We start from the raw sequence: 18,392 nt of genomic DNA on the forward strand, positions 1-18,392 counted from the left end.
GTCCATGACGACATCCGGTGCGGCGGATGCGAGGTTCCGGATCGCCGGGACAGTGCGCGACGTCACGGGGTACCCGGTCACCTCCGGAGTCACCGTGGAGGTCTCAGACCTGCGCCTCGGCGGCGAACACCGGGTGGGAACGGCGGAGGTGGAGCGGGACGGCACGTTCGTGCTGACCTACGACCCCGAGTCGGTCCGCTCGGGGCCGGGAGCGAGCCTCGACCTCGTCGTGCGGGCGGTCCGGGCACCGGCCGGTGATCGAGCGCGCGCCGCCGACCAGGCGGCCGAACGCGAAGTGATCGCCCGTGCCCCCACACGGTTCGACGCCAGCCCCAGCGAACAGGTCGACGTCGTACTCCCGGTGGGCGTGCCCGTCCTGGACGAGCACAGCCGCCTCGTGGCCGACATCGCCGACGGCCTGGCCAGAGCAGGCGCGGTCCCGGTCAGCCCGGCCGGGTTGGTGGAGGACGAAGAGCGTCGCGATGTGACGTTCGCGGCCGCCAAGAGCGGGTGGAACGCCCGGGCGGTGGCCATGGCCTCGCTCGCCGATCGCGAAGCGGCGGGCACCGGCATCCCCGCACCGCTGCACTACGCGCTGTACCGCGCCGGCCTGCCCGCAGGCTCACGACTGTGGGCACTCACACCGGCCGGCACGATCGAGACCGTGTGGACCCGCGCCATCGAGCAGGGAATCATCGCACCGGAGCTGGCGGCGGCCGTCCCCGCGAGCCTCGACGCGGTCCGCGACCTGGCCGGCCAGGCGGTCCTGGACCTGCCCACCGGGGTGGGTGACGGGCGCCTGGGCGACCTCCTGCACAGTGCCCTGCCGGATGAGACCGACCGGCGTCGCTTCGCTCAGATCTACCGCGAGCACCGCGACACGCCCGCCCCCTTCTGGTCGCAGGTTCGCAGGAGTTTCGCCGACCACACCGCCGCCCGACTGGAACTCGACGGCGCGCTGGCCGCCTTGACCCGTAACAACGTTGCGCTGATCGCCAAACTCCACGACGGCCCGGCACCGACCCGAGTAGGCGATCTCGCGGCGGCCGGCTATCACCACGCGGACCGATGGCGCGAACACCTCACCGCCGACGTGCCTGTCCCCGATGACATCCTCGGCGAGGACGACGCGCTACGGCGGGACGCCTACGCCGCGCTGCTGGCCGAAGAACTGCGGCTGCGCCACCCCACCGCGGTTGTGGGCGCCGAGGTGGCCGAGGGGACCATCCCCGTCGGGGGGCCGCCCGGCACCGATCGCGCCGTGGCCGACTTCCTTGCCGAGCACCACGACCGGTTCGAGCTTGCCGTGCACCCCGTCCACGACTTCCTGAGCGTCAACGGCATCGATCTGGAACCGCAGGTCCAGGACGAGATCGCGACCGTGCAACGGATCCTCGCGGTCGCTCCCGCCCCCGAGGCGGTGCGCGGTCTGCGAACGCTCGGCTTCGATTCCGCCCGGTCGGTTGCCCTCCACGGCGAGAAGGCGTTCATCTCACGCTTCGCTTCCGCCCTGGGCGGCGAGGACGTCGCCCGGGAGACCTTCCGGCGCAGCGATCAGGTGCACAGCGCCACCCTCGCCATGGCCACCAGCCACCTGGTGGCCCGCGCCGCGCCCGAGGTGTTCGCCGTTCCGCCCGGCGGCCCTGGGGCACGCACCGGCCCTGGGGCCCGAGCCCGCGAGGCCGGCCTGGCGAACGTACGCACGCTGCCCAACCTGGAGACGCTGTTCGGGCCCGGCGACGCCGGCGCGTGCGAGCAGTGCGAGTCGGTGCTCAGCCCAGGTGCGTACCTCGTCGACCTCCTCGAATTCCTTGCCGCGGCCCCGGCCACGGCCGGCGGCCGACCCCCGCTGGAGGTGCTGCTACAGCGCCGTCCCGACCTGCAGCACATCACCCTGAGCTGCGAGAACACCGAAGTCGAGCTCCCCTACGTGGATCTGGCGAACGAGATTCTCGAACATGTCGTCGTCCATGCCTCTGTCGAGGGGTACAGGGGCCACGATGTGGCTCCGGATACGACCACGGCCGATCTGCTGGCGGCGCCGCACTTCGTGGACGAGGCCGCCTACACCGCTTTGCGGGGATCCTTCTACCCACTCGTGCTGCCGTGGGACCAGCGCCTGGCCGCGCTGCGGGCCTACCTCCGCCAAGCAGGAGTCGCCCTCGCGGATGCCATGGCGGCCCTCTCGGCCGACGACGTCGATGGCCGCTCCTGGAGCGACATCGTGCGGGAGCGAACAGGCGTCGGCCCGGCCGAGCGCGAGCTACTGGCCGGACCCGCTGTGACGGCGCAGGACCTCTACGGCGACGACCCGGCGCGCGTGACGGAGGCACAGCTCGTGCGCGGTGCGGGCAACGCCCGCCGCCTCGCCCGCCGCCTCGGCCTCAGCCCGGCCGAGCTGGTCCAACTGGTCCAGACGCGATTCGTCAACCCCGACGCCGACCTGCTGCCGCTCCTCGGCAGGCTCGGCGTCGGATTCCCCGCGATTCAGGGCCTGCACGACGGCACGATCACACCAGCGGCCTTCAACGCGGCCCTGCGGCCCGATCTGGACACCGCGCCGTTCGGCGGCGACGTCGTCGCGTGGCTGGCCACCCACCATGACCGGATCATGAACATCGTCGTCCTCACCGACCCGACCGGACAGGAGCCCCCGGTCGGGGACTCGACCGGCGCCTTTGCGAAGCTGGAGCTGAGGCGAACGCTGCCCGACACGACGCGCAACGAGCTTCGCGCAGCGGACCTGCTGGCGATCGCGCGGTTCGTCCGCTTGCGGAACCGGCTCGGCTGGAGCATCGAGCGCACCGACGAGATGGTCACCGCGCTCTGGCCCGTCGCGGTGCCCGTCATGGCGTCCCCGGACGTGGTCCGCAAGAACCTGGACACCGGCTTCGACACCGTCCTGGTCCGACTCGGACACCTGCTGACGGGGATGGACCTGCTCGGACTCGACATCGAGGACGACCTGCCGTGGCTGCTCGGTTGCTTCGGCCCGCTCAGCGTGCAGGGCCCGGATTCCGCGTTCCGCACGTTGTTTCGCAACTCCATGGTGCTCGGCACCGATCCGGTGTTCGGATCCGGCCCCGACGGGAGCCCGCCGGCAGACCCGGAGGCGCTGCTGCTTGATCACGCCCCGGCTCTGCAAGGGGCGCTGAAGCTCACAGCCGATGAGTTCGCCGCAGCCGCGGACGCGGCAGGTGCCGGCCCGACGACGAGGCTGTCGGTTGCTTCGGTGAGTGCCCTGTTCCGATACGGCTACCTCGCCCGCGCTCTGCGGGTGAGCGTACCGGAGTTGGTCGACCTCATTGAAGTGACCGGCTGGAAGCCGTTCGCTCCGTTGGATGGGCACGACCCGGAATTCCTGAAGTTCCTGCGCCTGGTCCAGTCGATCCGCGACTCCGGCCTTCCCATGGCCCGCCTCGCGGCGCTGGCACTGGGAACCGACACCACCCCGGACTCGGCCGTCCTGCCGATCCTGCGCTCGGTCCGCAGTGCGCTGATCGACCCCCGTGCTCCCGCCAACGGGCAGTGGACCGATTCCTCCCTGCGCGCCGTCCTGACCGCAGTGCTGCCTGTCGACGTCAGCGACGCGTTCCTGGGCCTGCTAGCCGGGACCTCCACCTACACCACCACCTACCACCAGGATCGGCCGGCGCTTCCCGCCCCCGTGCTGGCAACGGCCCCCGGACTGTCGTACGACGCGGCCCGTTCGCTGCTGATCCACCGCGGTGTGCTGCCCCCGGAGACAGCGGCCGCGGTCGCAGCCCTCCCCGATCTACCGACGGGCCTGGCGGAGGCGGTAGCCGCCTTGGCGAACGCGGGGCAGGCCGAGTACCTGCCGCTCTTCCGCGCGCACCCGATCCTGGAGAAGCGCTGGCGTGCGTGGGCGGCCACCCCCGCCGACCCGGACGGCACGATGCGCCTGGCCGCGCTGGGAGCGGGACTGCTGGAAGACCTGCGACCGGCTGTGCGCAGCAGGCAACTGGGCCAGGTGCTCGGCGCCGCGACCCGTGCAGAGCCCGACACGGTCACGGCCCTGCTCCAGGATGCCGACGCGTTGCCAGGGTCGGCTCCGCAACGTTCGGCCGGCGACGACCTTGCCGCGGTGACCGCAACCGGCCTGAGCGTGCGTTTCTGGACCGGCTCCGTGGCCGGCCCCGTCGCCGGCGCCCCAGCTCGGACCGGAGTCGCGCCCGCGATCGACTACGGCCCGGACGGGGCCGACCTGCGCCAAGCGGCCGGGATCCCCACCGGAGCACTCAGCGGGATCTGGGCCGCAGTCATCGACCCGCCCGTCACCGGCTCCTACGTGCTGACGATCGAGGCGGACGGCTCCGCGGTCACGCTGCAGGTCGACGGCCAGGACGTGAAACTGCACCACGAGGGCCGGACGTGGACCGGGGCGCCGGTCGATCTCGTCGCCGGGCGGCCGATGCGGCTGGAACTCACGGCGACCGCGTTGAGCACCGACCTGCGCCTGCGGTGGCATGCCGAGGGAGTCACACAGGTACTGCTGCCCGGCAGCGCCTGCTGCCCGGCAGACACAGCCGCGGCCTTCACCAGCGCCTATCGACGACTTCTGGCGGCCATCGAACTGTGCTCCGCGCTCGGACTCACGGTCCGCGAACTGCTCTCCTTCGCCCGCTCACCGCAGTACCGCATCGGCGCCGCCGGCTGGCTGTCCGCTGTGCCCGAGGCCCCGAATCCCGCAGCCCGGCTCACGCTCGTGCGGGCCGTCGACGCCCTCGCCCGGTACCGCCGGCTCCGCCTGCGCTGGGGGGTGACAGGCACCGCGATCGTCGACCTGCTCGACGCCTCGGTGCCCGACCCGCCATCGGCACTGATCGCCGGGCTCACCGGCGTCCCCCCGGCGGTCGTGGACGACGTCGCGGCACACCTCGGTGCAGCAGGCACCGCGTTGCGCAGCCTGGACGAGCTCCAACGCGTGGCCGACGTGCTGGATCTGGTCCACGCCGTGGCGCTGCCGGTGACCGCACTCGCCCGGACCATGAGGACCGCTCCCACGGCGCAGGACGTGCGTGACGTGCGGGACGCCGTCCGCGCGCGGTACGACGACGACGCGTGGGCGCAGGCGGTACGTCCGATCACCGACGAGCTGCGCCGCGCCGCGCGCGACGCCCTGGTGGGGAAGGCACTGCACCTGGAGAATCCCGACCCGGACCTGTCCGCCGACGAGGTCACCGGAGGATTCGTCTCTGCCGACCATCTGTACGAGAAACTGCTCATCGACGTGCAGATGGACCCGTGCATGACGACGTCCCGCATCGCGCAAGCGATCTCGACAGTGCAACTGTTCGTCGCCCGGTCGCTGCTGAACCTCGAGCCGGAGGTCTCGCCGGAGTCGATCGACCCGCAGCGCTGGGAGGCGATGAAGCGCTACCGCATCTGGGAGGCCAACCGCAGGGTGTTCCTGTTTCCCGAGAACTGGCTGGATCCTGATCTGCGGGACGACAAATCGCCCTTCTTTCGCGAGATGGAGTCGGAACTGCTCCAGTCCGACATCACCGACCAGGCCGCCGCAACCGCTCTGGGCCACTACCTCGAAAAACTCGACGACGTGGCGAACCTCGAGATCGCCGGCATGCACGTTGACGAGCGCGTCGCCGCGGGCACCACGGTCCCCGACCCGCTGGTTCACGTCATTGGGCGTACTTCCGGGGCGAAACGCAGCTACTACCACCGCACGTTGGACGGCACCTGGCACGCGTGGGAGCCGGTCAACGTCGAGATCCAGGACGACCCGGTACTCCCGGTGATCTGGAAAGGCCGCTTCCTGTTGTTCTGGCTGAAGGTGTCCAAAGAGCCCGACAGCCGACAGCCCGGGCCGTTCACCGCATCCACTGCGCCCGAGGCACGGCTGGGCGATCTCGCGGTGCGGGACTTGTCGCTTCGCGTGACAGCCACCCTGACCGTGAGCCTGTTCTGGAGCGAGTACTACAACGGCCGGTGGCAGTCGCCGCGCACCTCCGACCCCGACCGGCCGATCGACCTGGGCGCCCGATTCAGCGTGATCGGAGACCCGCTGACCCTTCGTCTGGCCTCCGACATCGTGAGCGACAGCACCGGGGTCCGCGACAGCCTGGGCATCATCGTGCTCAATCCCAGCCCTGACGGCACAGGCAATTCGCATTTCCGCCTCTACACCACGCACAGCCTGCCGGTCCGCAAGGAAGACGACACCGGTGGCTCGCTGGGATTCCCCGCGGACCGGCAGTTCTCCGATGTCGGCCCGTTCGTGGTCACCTTCAGGGACGACCCCCTGCACGACATGACAGTCCTGCGCGCCAACCCGTTGCCCTACCGGGGCGTCGGCCCGATGCATCGCCTGAAGGATCCGCACAGGGCGCCCTTCTTCTTCCAGGACAGCCGGCACGTCTTCTACGTCCACCCCGACCCCACCGATGCGGCGACCGTGCGGACCTTCGGACGGTTCGCCGGCCCGATGGGCGCACCGGCGACCTTCCCCGACCTGGCACGATCACCTGGCGCGATCACCGACCCGGTCATCCCCGGCTGAGCACGAAGAGGACCTGCCATGGCCGACACGAAGTCCTTCGTGTTCGAGAACCACTTCCATCCCTACGTCGGGATGCTCGTGGAGAAACTGAACCAGCAGTCGGTGGACGGTTTGCTGGACCTGTCGGTCCAGCAGGTCTCCGAAGCGTTCTTCGACCAGATCTACGATCCGAACGACCCGGCCGCGCCCGGTGAGGACCCGAGATTCAAGGTCGACTTCTTCCCCAAGAACATCGACGTCAGCGAATCCGGTCCCTACTCGGTCTACAACTGGGAGCTGTTCTTCCACGCTCCGGTGAGCATCGCGGTGCACCTGAGCAAGAACCAGCGCTTCGCCGAAGCCCAGCGGTGGTTCCACCATGTCTTCGACCCGACCGAGACCGATCCAGACACGCCCGTGCCCGACCGGTTCTGGAAGTTCGTCCGCTTCCGGGACCCGCGGCCGGGCGACATGCCGCGCGTGGATGAGTTGGTGGCCGTGCTGAGCCGCCCCGCTTCCGATGTCGACCCGGAGGAAAAGATCCTGCTGGCCTCGGCCGCGGTCAGCTACGAGCAACTGCGCCGCCATCCCTTCCAGCCGCACCGCGTCGCCCGGACCCGGGTCGTGGCCTACCAGTACTACGTAGTGATGAAGTACCTGGAGAACCTGATCGCCTGGGGCGACAGCCTGTTCCGGCTCGACACCACGGAGTCGGTCAATGAGGCGACCCAGCTCTACGTGCTCGCCGCGAACATCCTCGGCCCGCGCCCGTCGGAGATCCCACGGCACCGGTCGGCGCCCAGGATGAGCTACCGCCAGCTCAAGGAGGCCCATCTCGAGTCGTTCGGGAACGCGGTCGTCACACTGGAGAACCATCTGCCTTTCGCCCGGACGCCCGCACCGACCGCAGCTGGTGCAGGAGACGGCGGCACAGCGCTGCTCGGTATCTGGCGCAGCCTGTACTTCTGCGTCCCGCGCAACGACCAACTCATCGGGTACTGGGACACGGTCGCCGACCGGCTGTTCAAGATCCGCAATTGCCAGGACATCACCGGAACGGCACGCCAGCTCGCGCTCTTCGCGCCCGTCCTCGATCCCGGCCTCCTGTCCCAGGCCACCGCGGCGGGCATCGACATCGCAGGCGCGGTCGCGGGCACCCGCGCACCGGCCTCGCCGGTACGGGCGACACTGCTGATCCAAAAGGCGCTCGAGATCGCAGCGGAGGTGAAATCGACCGGAGCGGCGCTTATGTCCGCCATGGAGAAACGCGACGCGGAAGAACTGGCCCGGCTGCGGCAGGGACACGAGATCGGCATGGCCCGCCTCACCCGCGACGTCCGCTTCCTCACCTGGAAGGAAGCCGAGGCCAACACCGAAGCGCTCCTGCGTACACGCGCCCTCGCCTTCGCCCGTTACCGCCACTTCCAGCTGCTGCTCGGCCGCCCCGAGGCCGACGTCGACACCTTGCGCGACGTTGGTCTGACCCGTCTGCCCGTCACCGAGACGACCTTCCCAGACGTTCTGCAGAAGCTGGTCGGGCAGTACGCGACCGCCATCGTGGAGGAGAGCCGGCCCGCCCCCCGGCTGGCGCGCGATGGCGACCCGCAGGTCCAGGCGGGCGCGCAGAGCCAGGGCTCACTTGACCTGATCTCGAACGAGTTCGCCGAACTGAACGTCCACATGCCCGCCGCGCGGGACTTGCAGCAGGCCGCCACCACGGTCGATGTCATTTACGGGGTGCTCGGCATGCTGCCGAACATGGGCGTCGACATCGAACCGTTCGGCATCGGCGGGCACGTGGAATTCGGCGGCCCGCTGCTGTCGTCGGTGGGAAGGACACTGGCCACCGCCATCCGCGGTTCCGCCGAGCAGGAGACGTACAACGGCAGCCGTGCGGCCAAGATCGCCGGGTACCAGCGCCGTGACCTCGACTTCGTCCACGAAAGCAACCAGGCCGCCCTGGAGCTGACGCAAAACGGGCGCCAGCTCATCGCCGCACTCGTGCATGAGCAGGTCGCGCGGCGCGAGTACGACGTCGCCGGCGACCAGATCGAAAGGGCCCGGCAGGTGGACGCGTTCCTCTCCTCCAAGGACACGAACACCGAGCTCTACACCTGGCTGCGCAGCGAGGTGGCACGCAGCTTCGCGGAGTTGTACCGTATGGCGGTCGACGTCGCCCGCTCCGCCGAGTATGCGGTCAAGCGGGAACTGATGCGCCCCGAGATGGACGGCACCACGTTCATCGGGTACTCCCACTGGGACACCGGCCACCGCGGCCTGCAGGCGGGTGAGCGGCTGCACCACGACCTCGCGCAGCTCCAACTGGCCTATCTGGAGAACAACCGGCGTGAGTTCGAGATGACCACACATGTCTCGTTGCGCATGCTCGACCCCCTGGCCCTGCTCGAGTTGCGCTCACGTGGCGTCTGCCAGTTCACGGTCCCGGAGTGGCTATTCGACCTCCAGGCTCCGGGGCACTACATGCGCCGCATCCGCACAGTGGCGCTGAGTCTGCCCGCTGTGACCGGTCCGTACACGTCGGTCTCGGCGACCTTGTCGCTGCAGCGCAGTTCCATCCGTCGCGAGCCCAGGCTGCTCGACGAGAAATACACCCGGGCGCCGGGAGAGGACTCACGGTTCCTGGACTACCCGGGAGCCCTGCAATCGGTGGTGACCAGTTCGGCCGTCCGTGACACCGGGCTGTTTGACGCTGCGGCGCACGACGACCGCTACCTGCCGTTCGAAGGCGCGGGGGCGATCAGCACCTGGGCGCTGAACCTGCCGAAGGACTTGCGCACCTTCGACTACACGAGCATCTCCGATGCCGTGCTGCACATCGGCTTCACCGCTCGCCCAGGTGTGCCGTCCGACGCCGTGGTCGCCGACCTTCGCGAGCGTTTCGCCGCTGCGGCGAATCAGACGCTCGCGCGCTCGTTCAGTCTGCGCCACGACTTCCCGACGGAGTGGACGGAGTTCCTGGCTGGCGGCGCAAACCTGTCACTGCGGATCGAGAAGAGCTGGTTTCCGTACTTCGCACAGTCAGCACAGATCACCCTCACGGCGGTGGAACTGTACGGGATCGCCGGTGACCTCCTCGCACGGGGACCTTCACCGGTGGCCGCCGACGCGCTGCCGGCGCTCGACGCCGAGCTCGCCGCGAAGGGCGCGTTCACCCTGGCCGTTCCGGCGGACGACGACGTCGTACGCAGCGACCGGACCGCCGACCCCTACATCATCGTGCGGTACACGGTCCGCGAAGGCACATCGGGATGAGCCGCGTGCGCACGGCCGGCGGACCGGTTTCGCCCGTCGACTCGGGACAGAAACAGTCGGCGGGACAACCCTCCCGCGTCCGGACGACCGCGGACAGATCGCGGATGTCGTTTTCGGTGAACGGAGCGCGGAGCGTGCGGAATCGGTCCGTGGCGACCCCGCCGGCAGGGCCGCGCTGATGGCAACCGTCCAGTGGACCCGGGCCGGAAGCCCCGGCGACGTCTCTTGGGCACGGGCGAGCCACGAGGCCACAGTCGTGGTCGTCGGCACGGCCGGCCGCCACCTCTATCTGCGGCGGCACACCGGTACGGTGTGGCAGTGGGAGCGCGTCGGAACCCCACCAGCCGCGCAGGTCGTTCGCGACGCGTCGCTGCTTGCCGTCGAGGCATCCGGTGCCCTCACCGCGGCCGTGGTCGACGGCGGTGCCCAGGTCTGGCTCTACAAGCGGCAGGCGGCGTCCGAGCCGTGGATCAACCTTGGCGGCCCGTCACGGGACCCCAGCCTCCCCGAGTCCTTGGACACCAGCCAAATCGTCACCAGCACCACACACCACGACACCGCCACCGAGAACACCCTCGTGGTGACCAGCCTCGAACGACCGTGGATCCACCAGGGCGTCGAGCCCGATGGCACATGGTTTCCGATCACACCGGACGCCAACCTGCCCGTCGGACAACTCGCGTCCGCGCCGGCGTCCGTCGCCCCGGACACAGAGCCGCAGCAGCACATCTTCGCCCTCCTGCACGACCGCGACAGCCCGGAAGACTCCCAAGTCGGGGTCGCACTGCGTGAAAACTCGGTCTGGACCTGGATCGATCCCGGTGGCCCGCCAACCGACGAGCAAGACGAGCCCCTCCCCACCGGCGTCAGCATCGGGCTCTCGGCAACCAGCATCCGTGACAACAGCGGCACCATGCATGCCTGCGCGGTGGTGGGAACAGGATCTTTCGGCGAAACCACCATCAGCATGCTCATCGGTTCCGGCCACGACTGGAGATGGGTCAACCTCGGACGACCGCCGGTTCCGGAATCGCTCAGCGCGGCTGTGGTCGCCGACAAGGGCCCGGACCCGCGCCCCGGTGACGAGCCCCTCGTTGTCGGCCGCGTCGGTCACACCATGTGGACGCGGTCGGTGAGCGGCGACTGGACAGACCGGGGAACCACACCGGGCGACGTCGCAGTCGTCGACCCCATGGCCGCCTTCGAGGACACTGCGGCAACCGCACAGCGTCGGATGTGGACCGCCGGCGTCTCCTCGGCGTCCGAGCTGTGGACCTTCGCGTCGGACGAGGCCGGGACACGGTGGGAGGACCACGGCAGTCCCGGATCGGTAGCGGCCCTGGTCGGGGCCTATACCGATACGTGGCCGGACACCGCCCATGACCACCCCGTCAGGATGGTCGTGATCGACGGGCACGGCGATTTGTGGTCCGGCGAGCTTGGTGCCGCCCTCGACGTCGGCTTCGGCGACGAAGTCAACCAGGATTGGAAATGGAGTTTTCATGGTCGGCCCGCCGCAGCCGTCACGAGCGCTGCCGGTATCGGCGTGCTCAGCATGAACGACGACTACCCCCAGCCAACGTGGCTTTTCGTCGTCGGCAGTGACGGACATCTGTGGGCACGCACGGCGGACGCGGCCGGCTGGGCCTGGGTCGACCACGGCACCCCCGGCACGACGATCGGGTCCGGTACCCCGCCGATCGCCGTCAATCCGGCCGACGGGCCGATCGTGCATGTGCTCGCCGACGACGGGCGGCTGTGGATGCGGTCCCGGTCCGGGCACGAGTGGCACTGGAGCGACCGCGGCACGCCGCCCGGCCAGCTGATCTTCGCCGTCGTGGGCGCGGCCGCACTGGCGACCGCGGCAGGAACGCCGCCGCTCGCGGTCGTCGTCACGGGGGACGGACTCGTACGGGTCAGCGCTCCCGACGGCGCCGCCTTCGCCTGGACCGACCTGGGCACTCCGACCCCCGGGGAGAAGATCGTCGCCGGAATCGGCGTCGAGGTCGTGACGCCCGGCACGGTGGACATCGCCGCCGTCGGCTCTCCGAGCGGGCAGGTCTGGACTCTTCGATGGACGCCTGGTGGAACACCGCAGTGGACGGCACGGGGCCGCCCCGGCGAAGCGCACATCCAGACAGTGGTCGGAACCATGCCCGACCCGGCGAACGAAGGGGGCTGCCTCGTGGCGGTCATCGGCAGCGACGAGCAGGTCTGGGTCACCGCCACGACGGGCCCGGACCAGACGTGGTCCCGCTGGGATCCGAGCGTGCCTGCCACCACCGTCCTCGAAGGGAAGGCCGTGGTGCTGCTCGGCGAAATGCCGTGCTCCGTGGTGATCGACGACCGCCGCCGGGTCCACGTCGTAACAACCCCGCGGGGCTGAGCCAACTGCTCACACCTGGCAGGAAAGCAGGAAAGGGAGACCGGCCATGTCACTCGAACGCCGCCACGCCCCGGCGAAGCGCCAGACCGGCACGCATGTGGCGCAGCCGACCTCATCCGCCAACCTCCAGTCCCCAGCGGCCTTGACGCGGGACCGGGCGATCGTCCGCGCTGTGATCAACGCATGAACGGAGCGCAGGTCATGCCGAAGCCTTTGGCCAGGACGCGACTACAGGGGCCGCGCTGATGGCAGCCGTCACATGGGTCGGGCTCGGAAGTCCCGGCGACGTCACCTGGGCACGGGCGAGCAGCGAGGCCACGGCCGTCGTTGTAGGCACCGTCGGCGGCCACCTTTACGTGCGGCGTCGCGCCGATACGGGTTGGCGCTGGAAGCGTGTCGGCATCCCACCCACCGGGCAGCGGGTACGCGACGCGACGCTGCTCGCCATCGAGCCATCCGGTGCCCTGACGCTGGCCGTGGTCGGAGGCGATATCCAGGTCTGGCTGTACCGGCCGGAGGCCGCGGCCGGGCCGTGGAGCAGCCTCGGCGGCCCGCCCCTGGACCCGGAGATCGTCGGCAGCATCGCCATCGGCACCACCCACCAGGGCACGGGCGATCAGCACACCCTCCTGCTGCGCAGCGCCTCCCAGACGTGGGTACGCCAAGGTGTCGGCCCCGACGGCACGTGGTTCGCGATTCCGTCGGATCCGGAACTGTTCGTCAGGCAACTTGCGTCCGTGCTCGCGTCCGTTGCCGCGGGAGTGGAGCCGCAGCAGCACATCATCGCCCTTGTCCACGACCGCGACGACGAAGGCGCTCTTGCGCTCAGGGTCGCGGTGCGGGAGAACTCGGTCTGGACCTGGATCGATCCCGGTGGCCCGCCGCTCACAGCGGCGGTGGACTCGGAGGACATCGGGCTCTCGGCGACCAGCATCCGTGACAGCAGCGGCCTGATGCGGGCCTGCGCCGTCGTGGGAACGGGATTCGAGGAGACGACCGCGAGCATGCTCATCGGCTCCGGCCACGATTGGCGGCACGTCGCGTTGGGGCAGCCGGGTCCGGGAATGTTCAGCGCACCTGTGGTCGTGGACAAGGGCCCTGACCCACAGCATGGTGACGAGCCCGTCACCGTCGGCCGCCTCGGTGACACCCTCTGGACGCGGTCGCTGAGCGGCGACTGGACGGATCGGGGCACCACACCCGGCGACGTCACGGTCGTCACCCCCACTGCGGCATTCGAGGTCGGCGCGGCGACCTCGCAGCGACGTGTGTGGACCGTCGGGGTTTCCGAGGAGTCCGATCTGTGGACCTTCGAGGTGGACGATGCCGGGGTGAGGTGGGAGGACCACGGCAGTCCAGGATCCGTGACTGCCGTCGTCGGGGCCTATGACGACGCGATCGAGGACGACCTCGCTGAGGAGCGTCCGGTCATGGTGTTCGCCATCGACGAGTACGGCGGTTTGTGGGTCTGCCTACGATGGGCTAGCGCGGAGGACTTCACCGTCTCGGAGGGCTTGGGCAACCAGCTCAGTACCTGGAGCTATCACGGCCTGCCCGCGGACGCCGTCACGAGCGCGGCGGGAGTCGGCGTTTTCACGGTGGCCGGCGGCAACCCCCAGCCATCGTGGGTTTTCGTCGTCGGCAGTGACGGGCATCTGTGGGCGCGGACGGCGGAAGCGGCCGGCTGGTCTTGGGTCGATCACGGTGCCCCGGCCGGCAGGCTGATCGAGGCCGGCGTCTCGCCGATCGCCGACGACCCCGCCGACCGGCCGATCGTGCACGTACTGGCCGACGACGGGCGGCTGTGGATGCGGTCCCGGTCCGGGCCCGAGTGGCGCTGGACCGACCGCGGCACGCCGCAAGGACAGCTGATCTTCGCCATTGTGGGCGCAACTGCCCTGGTGACCGCAGAAGGACGGCTGCCGCTCGCGGTCGTCATCACCGAGGACGGGCACCTGCGGGTCAGCGTTCCCGACGGCGCCTCCTTCGCCTGGACCGACCTGGGCACTCCGACCCCCGGGGAGAAGATCGTCGCCGGAATCGGCGTCGAGGTCGTGACGCCCGGCACGGTCGACATCGCCGCCGTCGGCTCTCCGAGCAAGCAAGTGTGGACCGTCCGATGGACGCCCGGTGGAACACCGCTGTGGACGGCACGGGGCCGCCCCGCCGATGCCGACATCCAGACCACCGTCGGGACCACGCCCGAGCCGAACGCAGCCGGTTGCCTCGTCACCGTCATCGGCAACGACAAGGAAATCTGGGTCACCACCACCGCCGGCTCGGACCACGCCTGGTCCCGCTGGGATCCGAACGTGCCCTCCACGACCGCACTCAACGGGAAGACCGCCGTGCTCTTGGACACCCTGCCGTGCTCAGTGGTGATCGACGACCGCCGCCGGGTCCACGTCGTAACACCCCCGCGGGGCTGAGCGCTCTGTGATCAACGCATGAACGGAGGGCAGGTCATGCAGAATCCTTGCACAACCACCGGTCTGGCAGGGCTCCGCTGATGGCAGTCGCCATCTGGACCGACTGTGAAAGTCCTGGTGCGGTCTCCTGGGCGCGAGCGAGCATCGAGGGCACAGCCTTCGTAGTTGGCACCTTCGGCGGCCACCTCTACCTGCGGTGCCGCGCGGGAGCGAGGTGGCGGTGGGAGCGCGTCGGCATCCCGCCCACCGGGGATTACCTCCGCGACGTGACGCTGCTCACCGTCGAGGCGTCCGGTGCACCGACGCTGGCCGTGGTTGGAGGCGATGGTCAGGTCTGGCTGTACCGGCCGGAGGCCGCGTCCGGGTCGTGGAGCAGCCTCGGGAGCCCGTTCCCGGACCCGAAGATTGCTGGCAGCATCGTCACCAGCACCACGCGCCAGGGCACCAACACACAGCACACCCTCCTGCTATACAACGCTTCCCAGATGTGGGTACGCCAAGGGGTCGACTCCGACGGAACGTGGTTCGCAATCCCGTCGGATCCCAAGCTGTTCGTCAGTCAACTCGCGTCCGTCACGGCGGGGGCAGAGCCGCAGCAGCATATCTTCGCGTCCGTCAGTGCAGGGGGGCACTCGGAGTTGACGTGCAAAGTCGCCGTGCGCGAGAACTCGGTTTGGACCTGGATCGACCCTGGTGGCGGGCCGCTCAAACACGGGGCAGGGCTCTCGGCGACCAGCATCCGCGACAGCAGCGGCCGGTTGCAGGCCTGCGTCGTCGTGGAAACGGAGTCTTCGGGAACCGAATTTAGCATGCTTATCGGTTCCGGCCACGATTGGCGGTGGGTCGACCTGGGACTGCCGCCAGTTCCGGGACGTCTCGACGCGGCTTTGGTCGCGGACAAGGGTCCGGACCCGCAGCCCGGTGACGAGCCCACCGTCGTCCTCAGTATCGATAGCAACATCTGGACGCGGTCGCTGGGCGGGGACTGGACGGATCGGGGAAGCATGCCGCGTTACGGCATCCCCACTGCGGCATTCGAGGTCGATGCGACGGCTGGGCGGCGACCTTTGTGGATCGCCGGTGTTTCATGGGGAGACGACCTGCGGACCTTTGGGTTGGACGACGCCGGGGTGCGGTGGGAGGACCACGGCGCTCCCGGATCGGTGGCCACCGTCGTCGGAGCCTACACCGATACGCGAAACGATGAGATGATCGGTAGGGTCGTCGTCGTCGACGAGTACGGCGACCTGTGGGACACCCTGATCGAGGGGAACTCCATCCAGGGCCTCGTCGGAGGCCCTAGCGGCTGGAGTTACCACGGCCAACCCACAGCCGCCGTTACGAGCGTGGCCGGAGTCGGGGTGATCACCGTGGTCGGTGGCGACCCCCAGCCGACGTGGGCTTTTGTGGTCGGCAGCGACGGGCACCTGTGGGCGCGGACGGCGGATGCGGCCGGCTGGGCTTGGGTCGACCACGGCGCCCCGACCGGCACGTCGATCAAGACCGGCACCGCGCCGATCGCGGTCGATCCGGCCCACGGGCCGATCGTGCACGTGTTGGCCGACGACGGGCGGCTGTGGGTGCGCTCCCGGTCCGGGCACGAGTGGGGCTGGAGCGACCGCGGCACGCCGCCGGGTCGGCTGATCTTCACGGTCGTGGGCGCGGCCCCCCTCGTGACCGCCGCAGAACGGCTGCTGGTCGCGGCGGTCGTCGTCACCGATGACGGGCACCTCTGGATCAGCGTCGCCGACGGCGACTCGTTCCACTGGAACGACCTGGGCACCCCGACCCCCACAGAGAGAATCACCGCCGGAATCGGCGTCGAGGCCGTGACGTCCGCGACGGTCGACATCGCCGCCGTCGGCTCTCCGGGTGGGGGGGTGTGGACACTTCGATGGACGCCCGGCGGAACACCGCAATGGACGGCACGAGGTCGTCCCGGAGATGCGCTCATCCAGGCGGTGGTCGGCACCATGCATGACCCGGCAAACGCATCGGGCTGCCTCGTCGCCCTCATTGGCAACGACAAGTGGCTCTGGGCCACCGCCACCACCGGCCCAGGGCAGACGTGGTCCCGCTGGGATCGGCCCCCGTGGGACTCAGACGTGCCTTCCACAACCCTCCTGAGTGGGAAGGGCGCCGTATTCCTAGACAACCTGCCGTGCTCCGTGGTGATCGATGACCGCGGGCGAGTCCACGCCGTAACGCCGAAGCTGAGCTGAGCCCAGTACCGGCACCTGCAAAGGAAACTGTCGCCATCTCTTTCCGGACGCTGTCCTTGCCGGAAACGTCATCCGTGCAGGTCAGGCTGCACGTCGGTATTCGTGGAGGATGCCGCCGAGTCGGTCGCGTTTTCGTATGTCGAGGTGGGCGATCTGGTCTGGATCGGTGATCGGCGGGGGCAACGGGTGCAGTGGTCGGGCGTTGGCGATGCCCTGGTGTGGACGGTGCTCGTTGTAGAACTGTTCGAACTCGCGTAAGGCGTGGAGAAGGTGCCGGTGGTTCCAGATGAGGGTGCGGTCCAGCAGTTCGCGGCGGCAGGTATGGACCCAGCGTTCCATGATCGCGTTCATACGTGGTATGCGTACGCCGCTCAGGACAATCTCGATGCCGGTGTCGGCGAGGATGGTGTCGAATAGGGCTGGGAACTTCCCCTCGCGGTCCCTGTGGGGCTCAAATATAGGATTCGGCCGCTGATCTGCGGGTTCGTCCTACCGTCAGCTGGCGATCTGGTACTCGTTGATGAGTCCGCCGAGGACTGCTGTGCGGTGGACGCGGTGCTCGGCGAGGTCGATGGGGCGTGGTGGTCCGGTTTCGGCTTGTGATGGGCAGAGCTGGTTCAGGGCGCGGTGGGGCCGGTGTTGGTTGTAGTGCTCCAGGTACCTGGTGAGGGTCCGGTGCAGGTGCTGTTCGTTGAGGATGAGCGTCCGGTCGAGGAGTTCGCGGCGCAGGGTGCCGATGAACCGTTCGCAGTGTGCGTTGGCTTTCGGGGCTTGGGGCGGGCTTTTCAGGATGCGCAGGCCGGCGTCGGTGAAGACGGCGTCGAAGGCGTCGGTGAACTGGCTGCCGCGGTCTCGGATCAGGAACGTGTGGCCCTCGGTGTTGGAGTCCATGAGGAAGTTGCGGGCAGCCTGGGTGGTCCATGGGCCAGTGGGGTTGGCGGTGACGCCGAGCAGGTGGGCACGGCGGTTGCGGTGTTCGAGCATGACCAGGGCGTAGATGCGTTTGAGGTTGATGGTGTCGACGTGTAGGAAGTCGACGGAGACGATGTGCTCGGCCTTGGCTGTGAGGAACTGTTTCCAGGTCGGTCCGGTGCGACGCGGGGCGGGATCGATGCCGGCCTGGTTCAGGATGTTCCACACGGTGGAGGCCGCTATCTTGTGGCCGAGGCGGGTGAGTTCGCCGTGGATGCGCCGGTGGCCCCATTCCGGGTTGTCGGTAGCCATGCGCAGGATCAGGGCTTTGACGGCGGGAGTTGTGGGCGGGCGTCCGGGTCGGCGTCGCTGGCTGTTGTCCCATTTCTTCGCTACGAGTGTGCGGTGCCAGGCCAGCAGGGTGGCTGGGGTGATCGGGAAGACCTGGGCCCAGCGGCGGCGTGGTATCAGGTGCGAGAGGGGAGGGTGTTCACTGAAGTGTGTAGGAGTTGATCTTGCTGGGTGGTGGGCGGGCCCCGGCTCGACATGAAGGACGCTACGCACAGTGAGTATCGAGAAGTCTGAGTTGATGCAGGATCACATGCCGCAGGGGCGGCAGGAGGAGGCCGCGCGGCGGCTCGCGGGGGTGCTCT

The 18,392-nt window shown here is 69.2% G+C and carries 6 protein-coding genes and 1 pseudogene; 5 read left to right on the plus strand and 2 right to left on the minus strand.

The annotated features are described in order from the left end of the window. Positions 1-94: 94 nt before the first annotated feature. From NFU81_RS26290 to NFU81_RS26310, 5 genes are all read left to right on the plus strand, one after another. Entirely contained in the window at positions 95-6,538 is a 6,444-nt protein-coding gene (locus NFU81_RS26290) for a neuraminidase-like domain-containing protein (protein WP_251494459.1), read from the plus strand. Positions 6,539-6,556: 18 nt separating this feature from the next. Further along, a complete protein-coding gene (locus tag NFU81_RS26295) occupies positions 6,557-9,790 on the plus strand; it encodes a Tc toxin subunit A-related protein (protein ID WP_251494462.1) in 3,234 nt (1,077 codons plus the stop codon). A 256-nt stretch (positions 9,791-10,046) separates the two neighbouring features. Next, the gene (locus NFU81_RS26300) at positions 10,047-12,176 is read left to right on the plus strand and encodes a PLL family lectin (protein ID WP_251494464.1); all 2,130 of its coding nucleotides are present in this window, start codon (positions 10,047-10,049) and stop codon (positions 12,174-12,176) included. A 245-nt stretch (positions 12,177-12,421) separates the two neighbouring features. Then, positions 12,422-14,605, plus strand: a complete 2,184-nt coding sequence (locus NFU81_RS26305; RefSeq protein ID WP_251494467.1) for a PLL family lectin — start codon at positions 12,422-12,424, stop codon at positions 14,603-14,605. A gap of 266 nt (positions 14,606-14,871) precedes the next feature. Then, a complete protein-coding gene (locus NFU81_RS26310; RefSeq protein ID WP_251494470.1) occupies positions 14,872-16,827 on the plus strand; it encodes a PLL family lectin in 1,956 nt (651 codons plus the stop codon). A gap of 81 nt (positions 16,828-16,908) precedes the next feature. Here the strand turns inward: NFU81_RS26310 and NFU81_RS26315 are convergent. Both NFU81_RS26315 and NFU81_RS26320 read right to left on the minus strand, forming a co-directional pair. Continuing rightward, a pseudogene (locus NFU81_RS26315) lies at positions 16,909-17,271 on the minus strand (integrase core domain-containing protein); the annotation flags it as partial. A 51-nt stretch (positions 17,272-17,322) separates the two neighbouring features. Then, positions 17,323-18,210: an integrase core domain-containing protein gene (locus NFU81_RS26320; protein ID WP_285833824.1), complete on the minus strand. Its 888-nt coding sequence runs from the start codon at positions 18,208-18,210 to the stop codon at positions 17,323-17,325. Positions 18,211-18,392 lie beyond the last annotated feature (182 nt).

The organism is Actinacidiphila cocklensis, assembly GCF_907177275.1.
GTDB classification, from domain to species: domain Bacteria; phylum Actinomycetota; class Actinomycetes; order Streptomycetales; family Streptomycetaceae; genus Actinacidiphila; species Actinacidiphila cocklensis.

Coding starts and splice junctions, on each gene's coding strand:
- NFU81_RS26305 (WP_251494467.1), top strand. CDS start 12,422: ATGGCAGCCGTCACATGGGTCGGGCTCGGAAGTCCCGGCGACGTCACC.
- NFU81_RS26295 (WP_251494462.1), top strand. CDS start 6,557: ATGGCCGACACGAAGTCCTTCGTGTTCGAGAACCACTTCCATCCCTAC.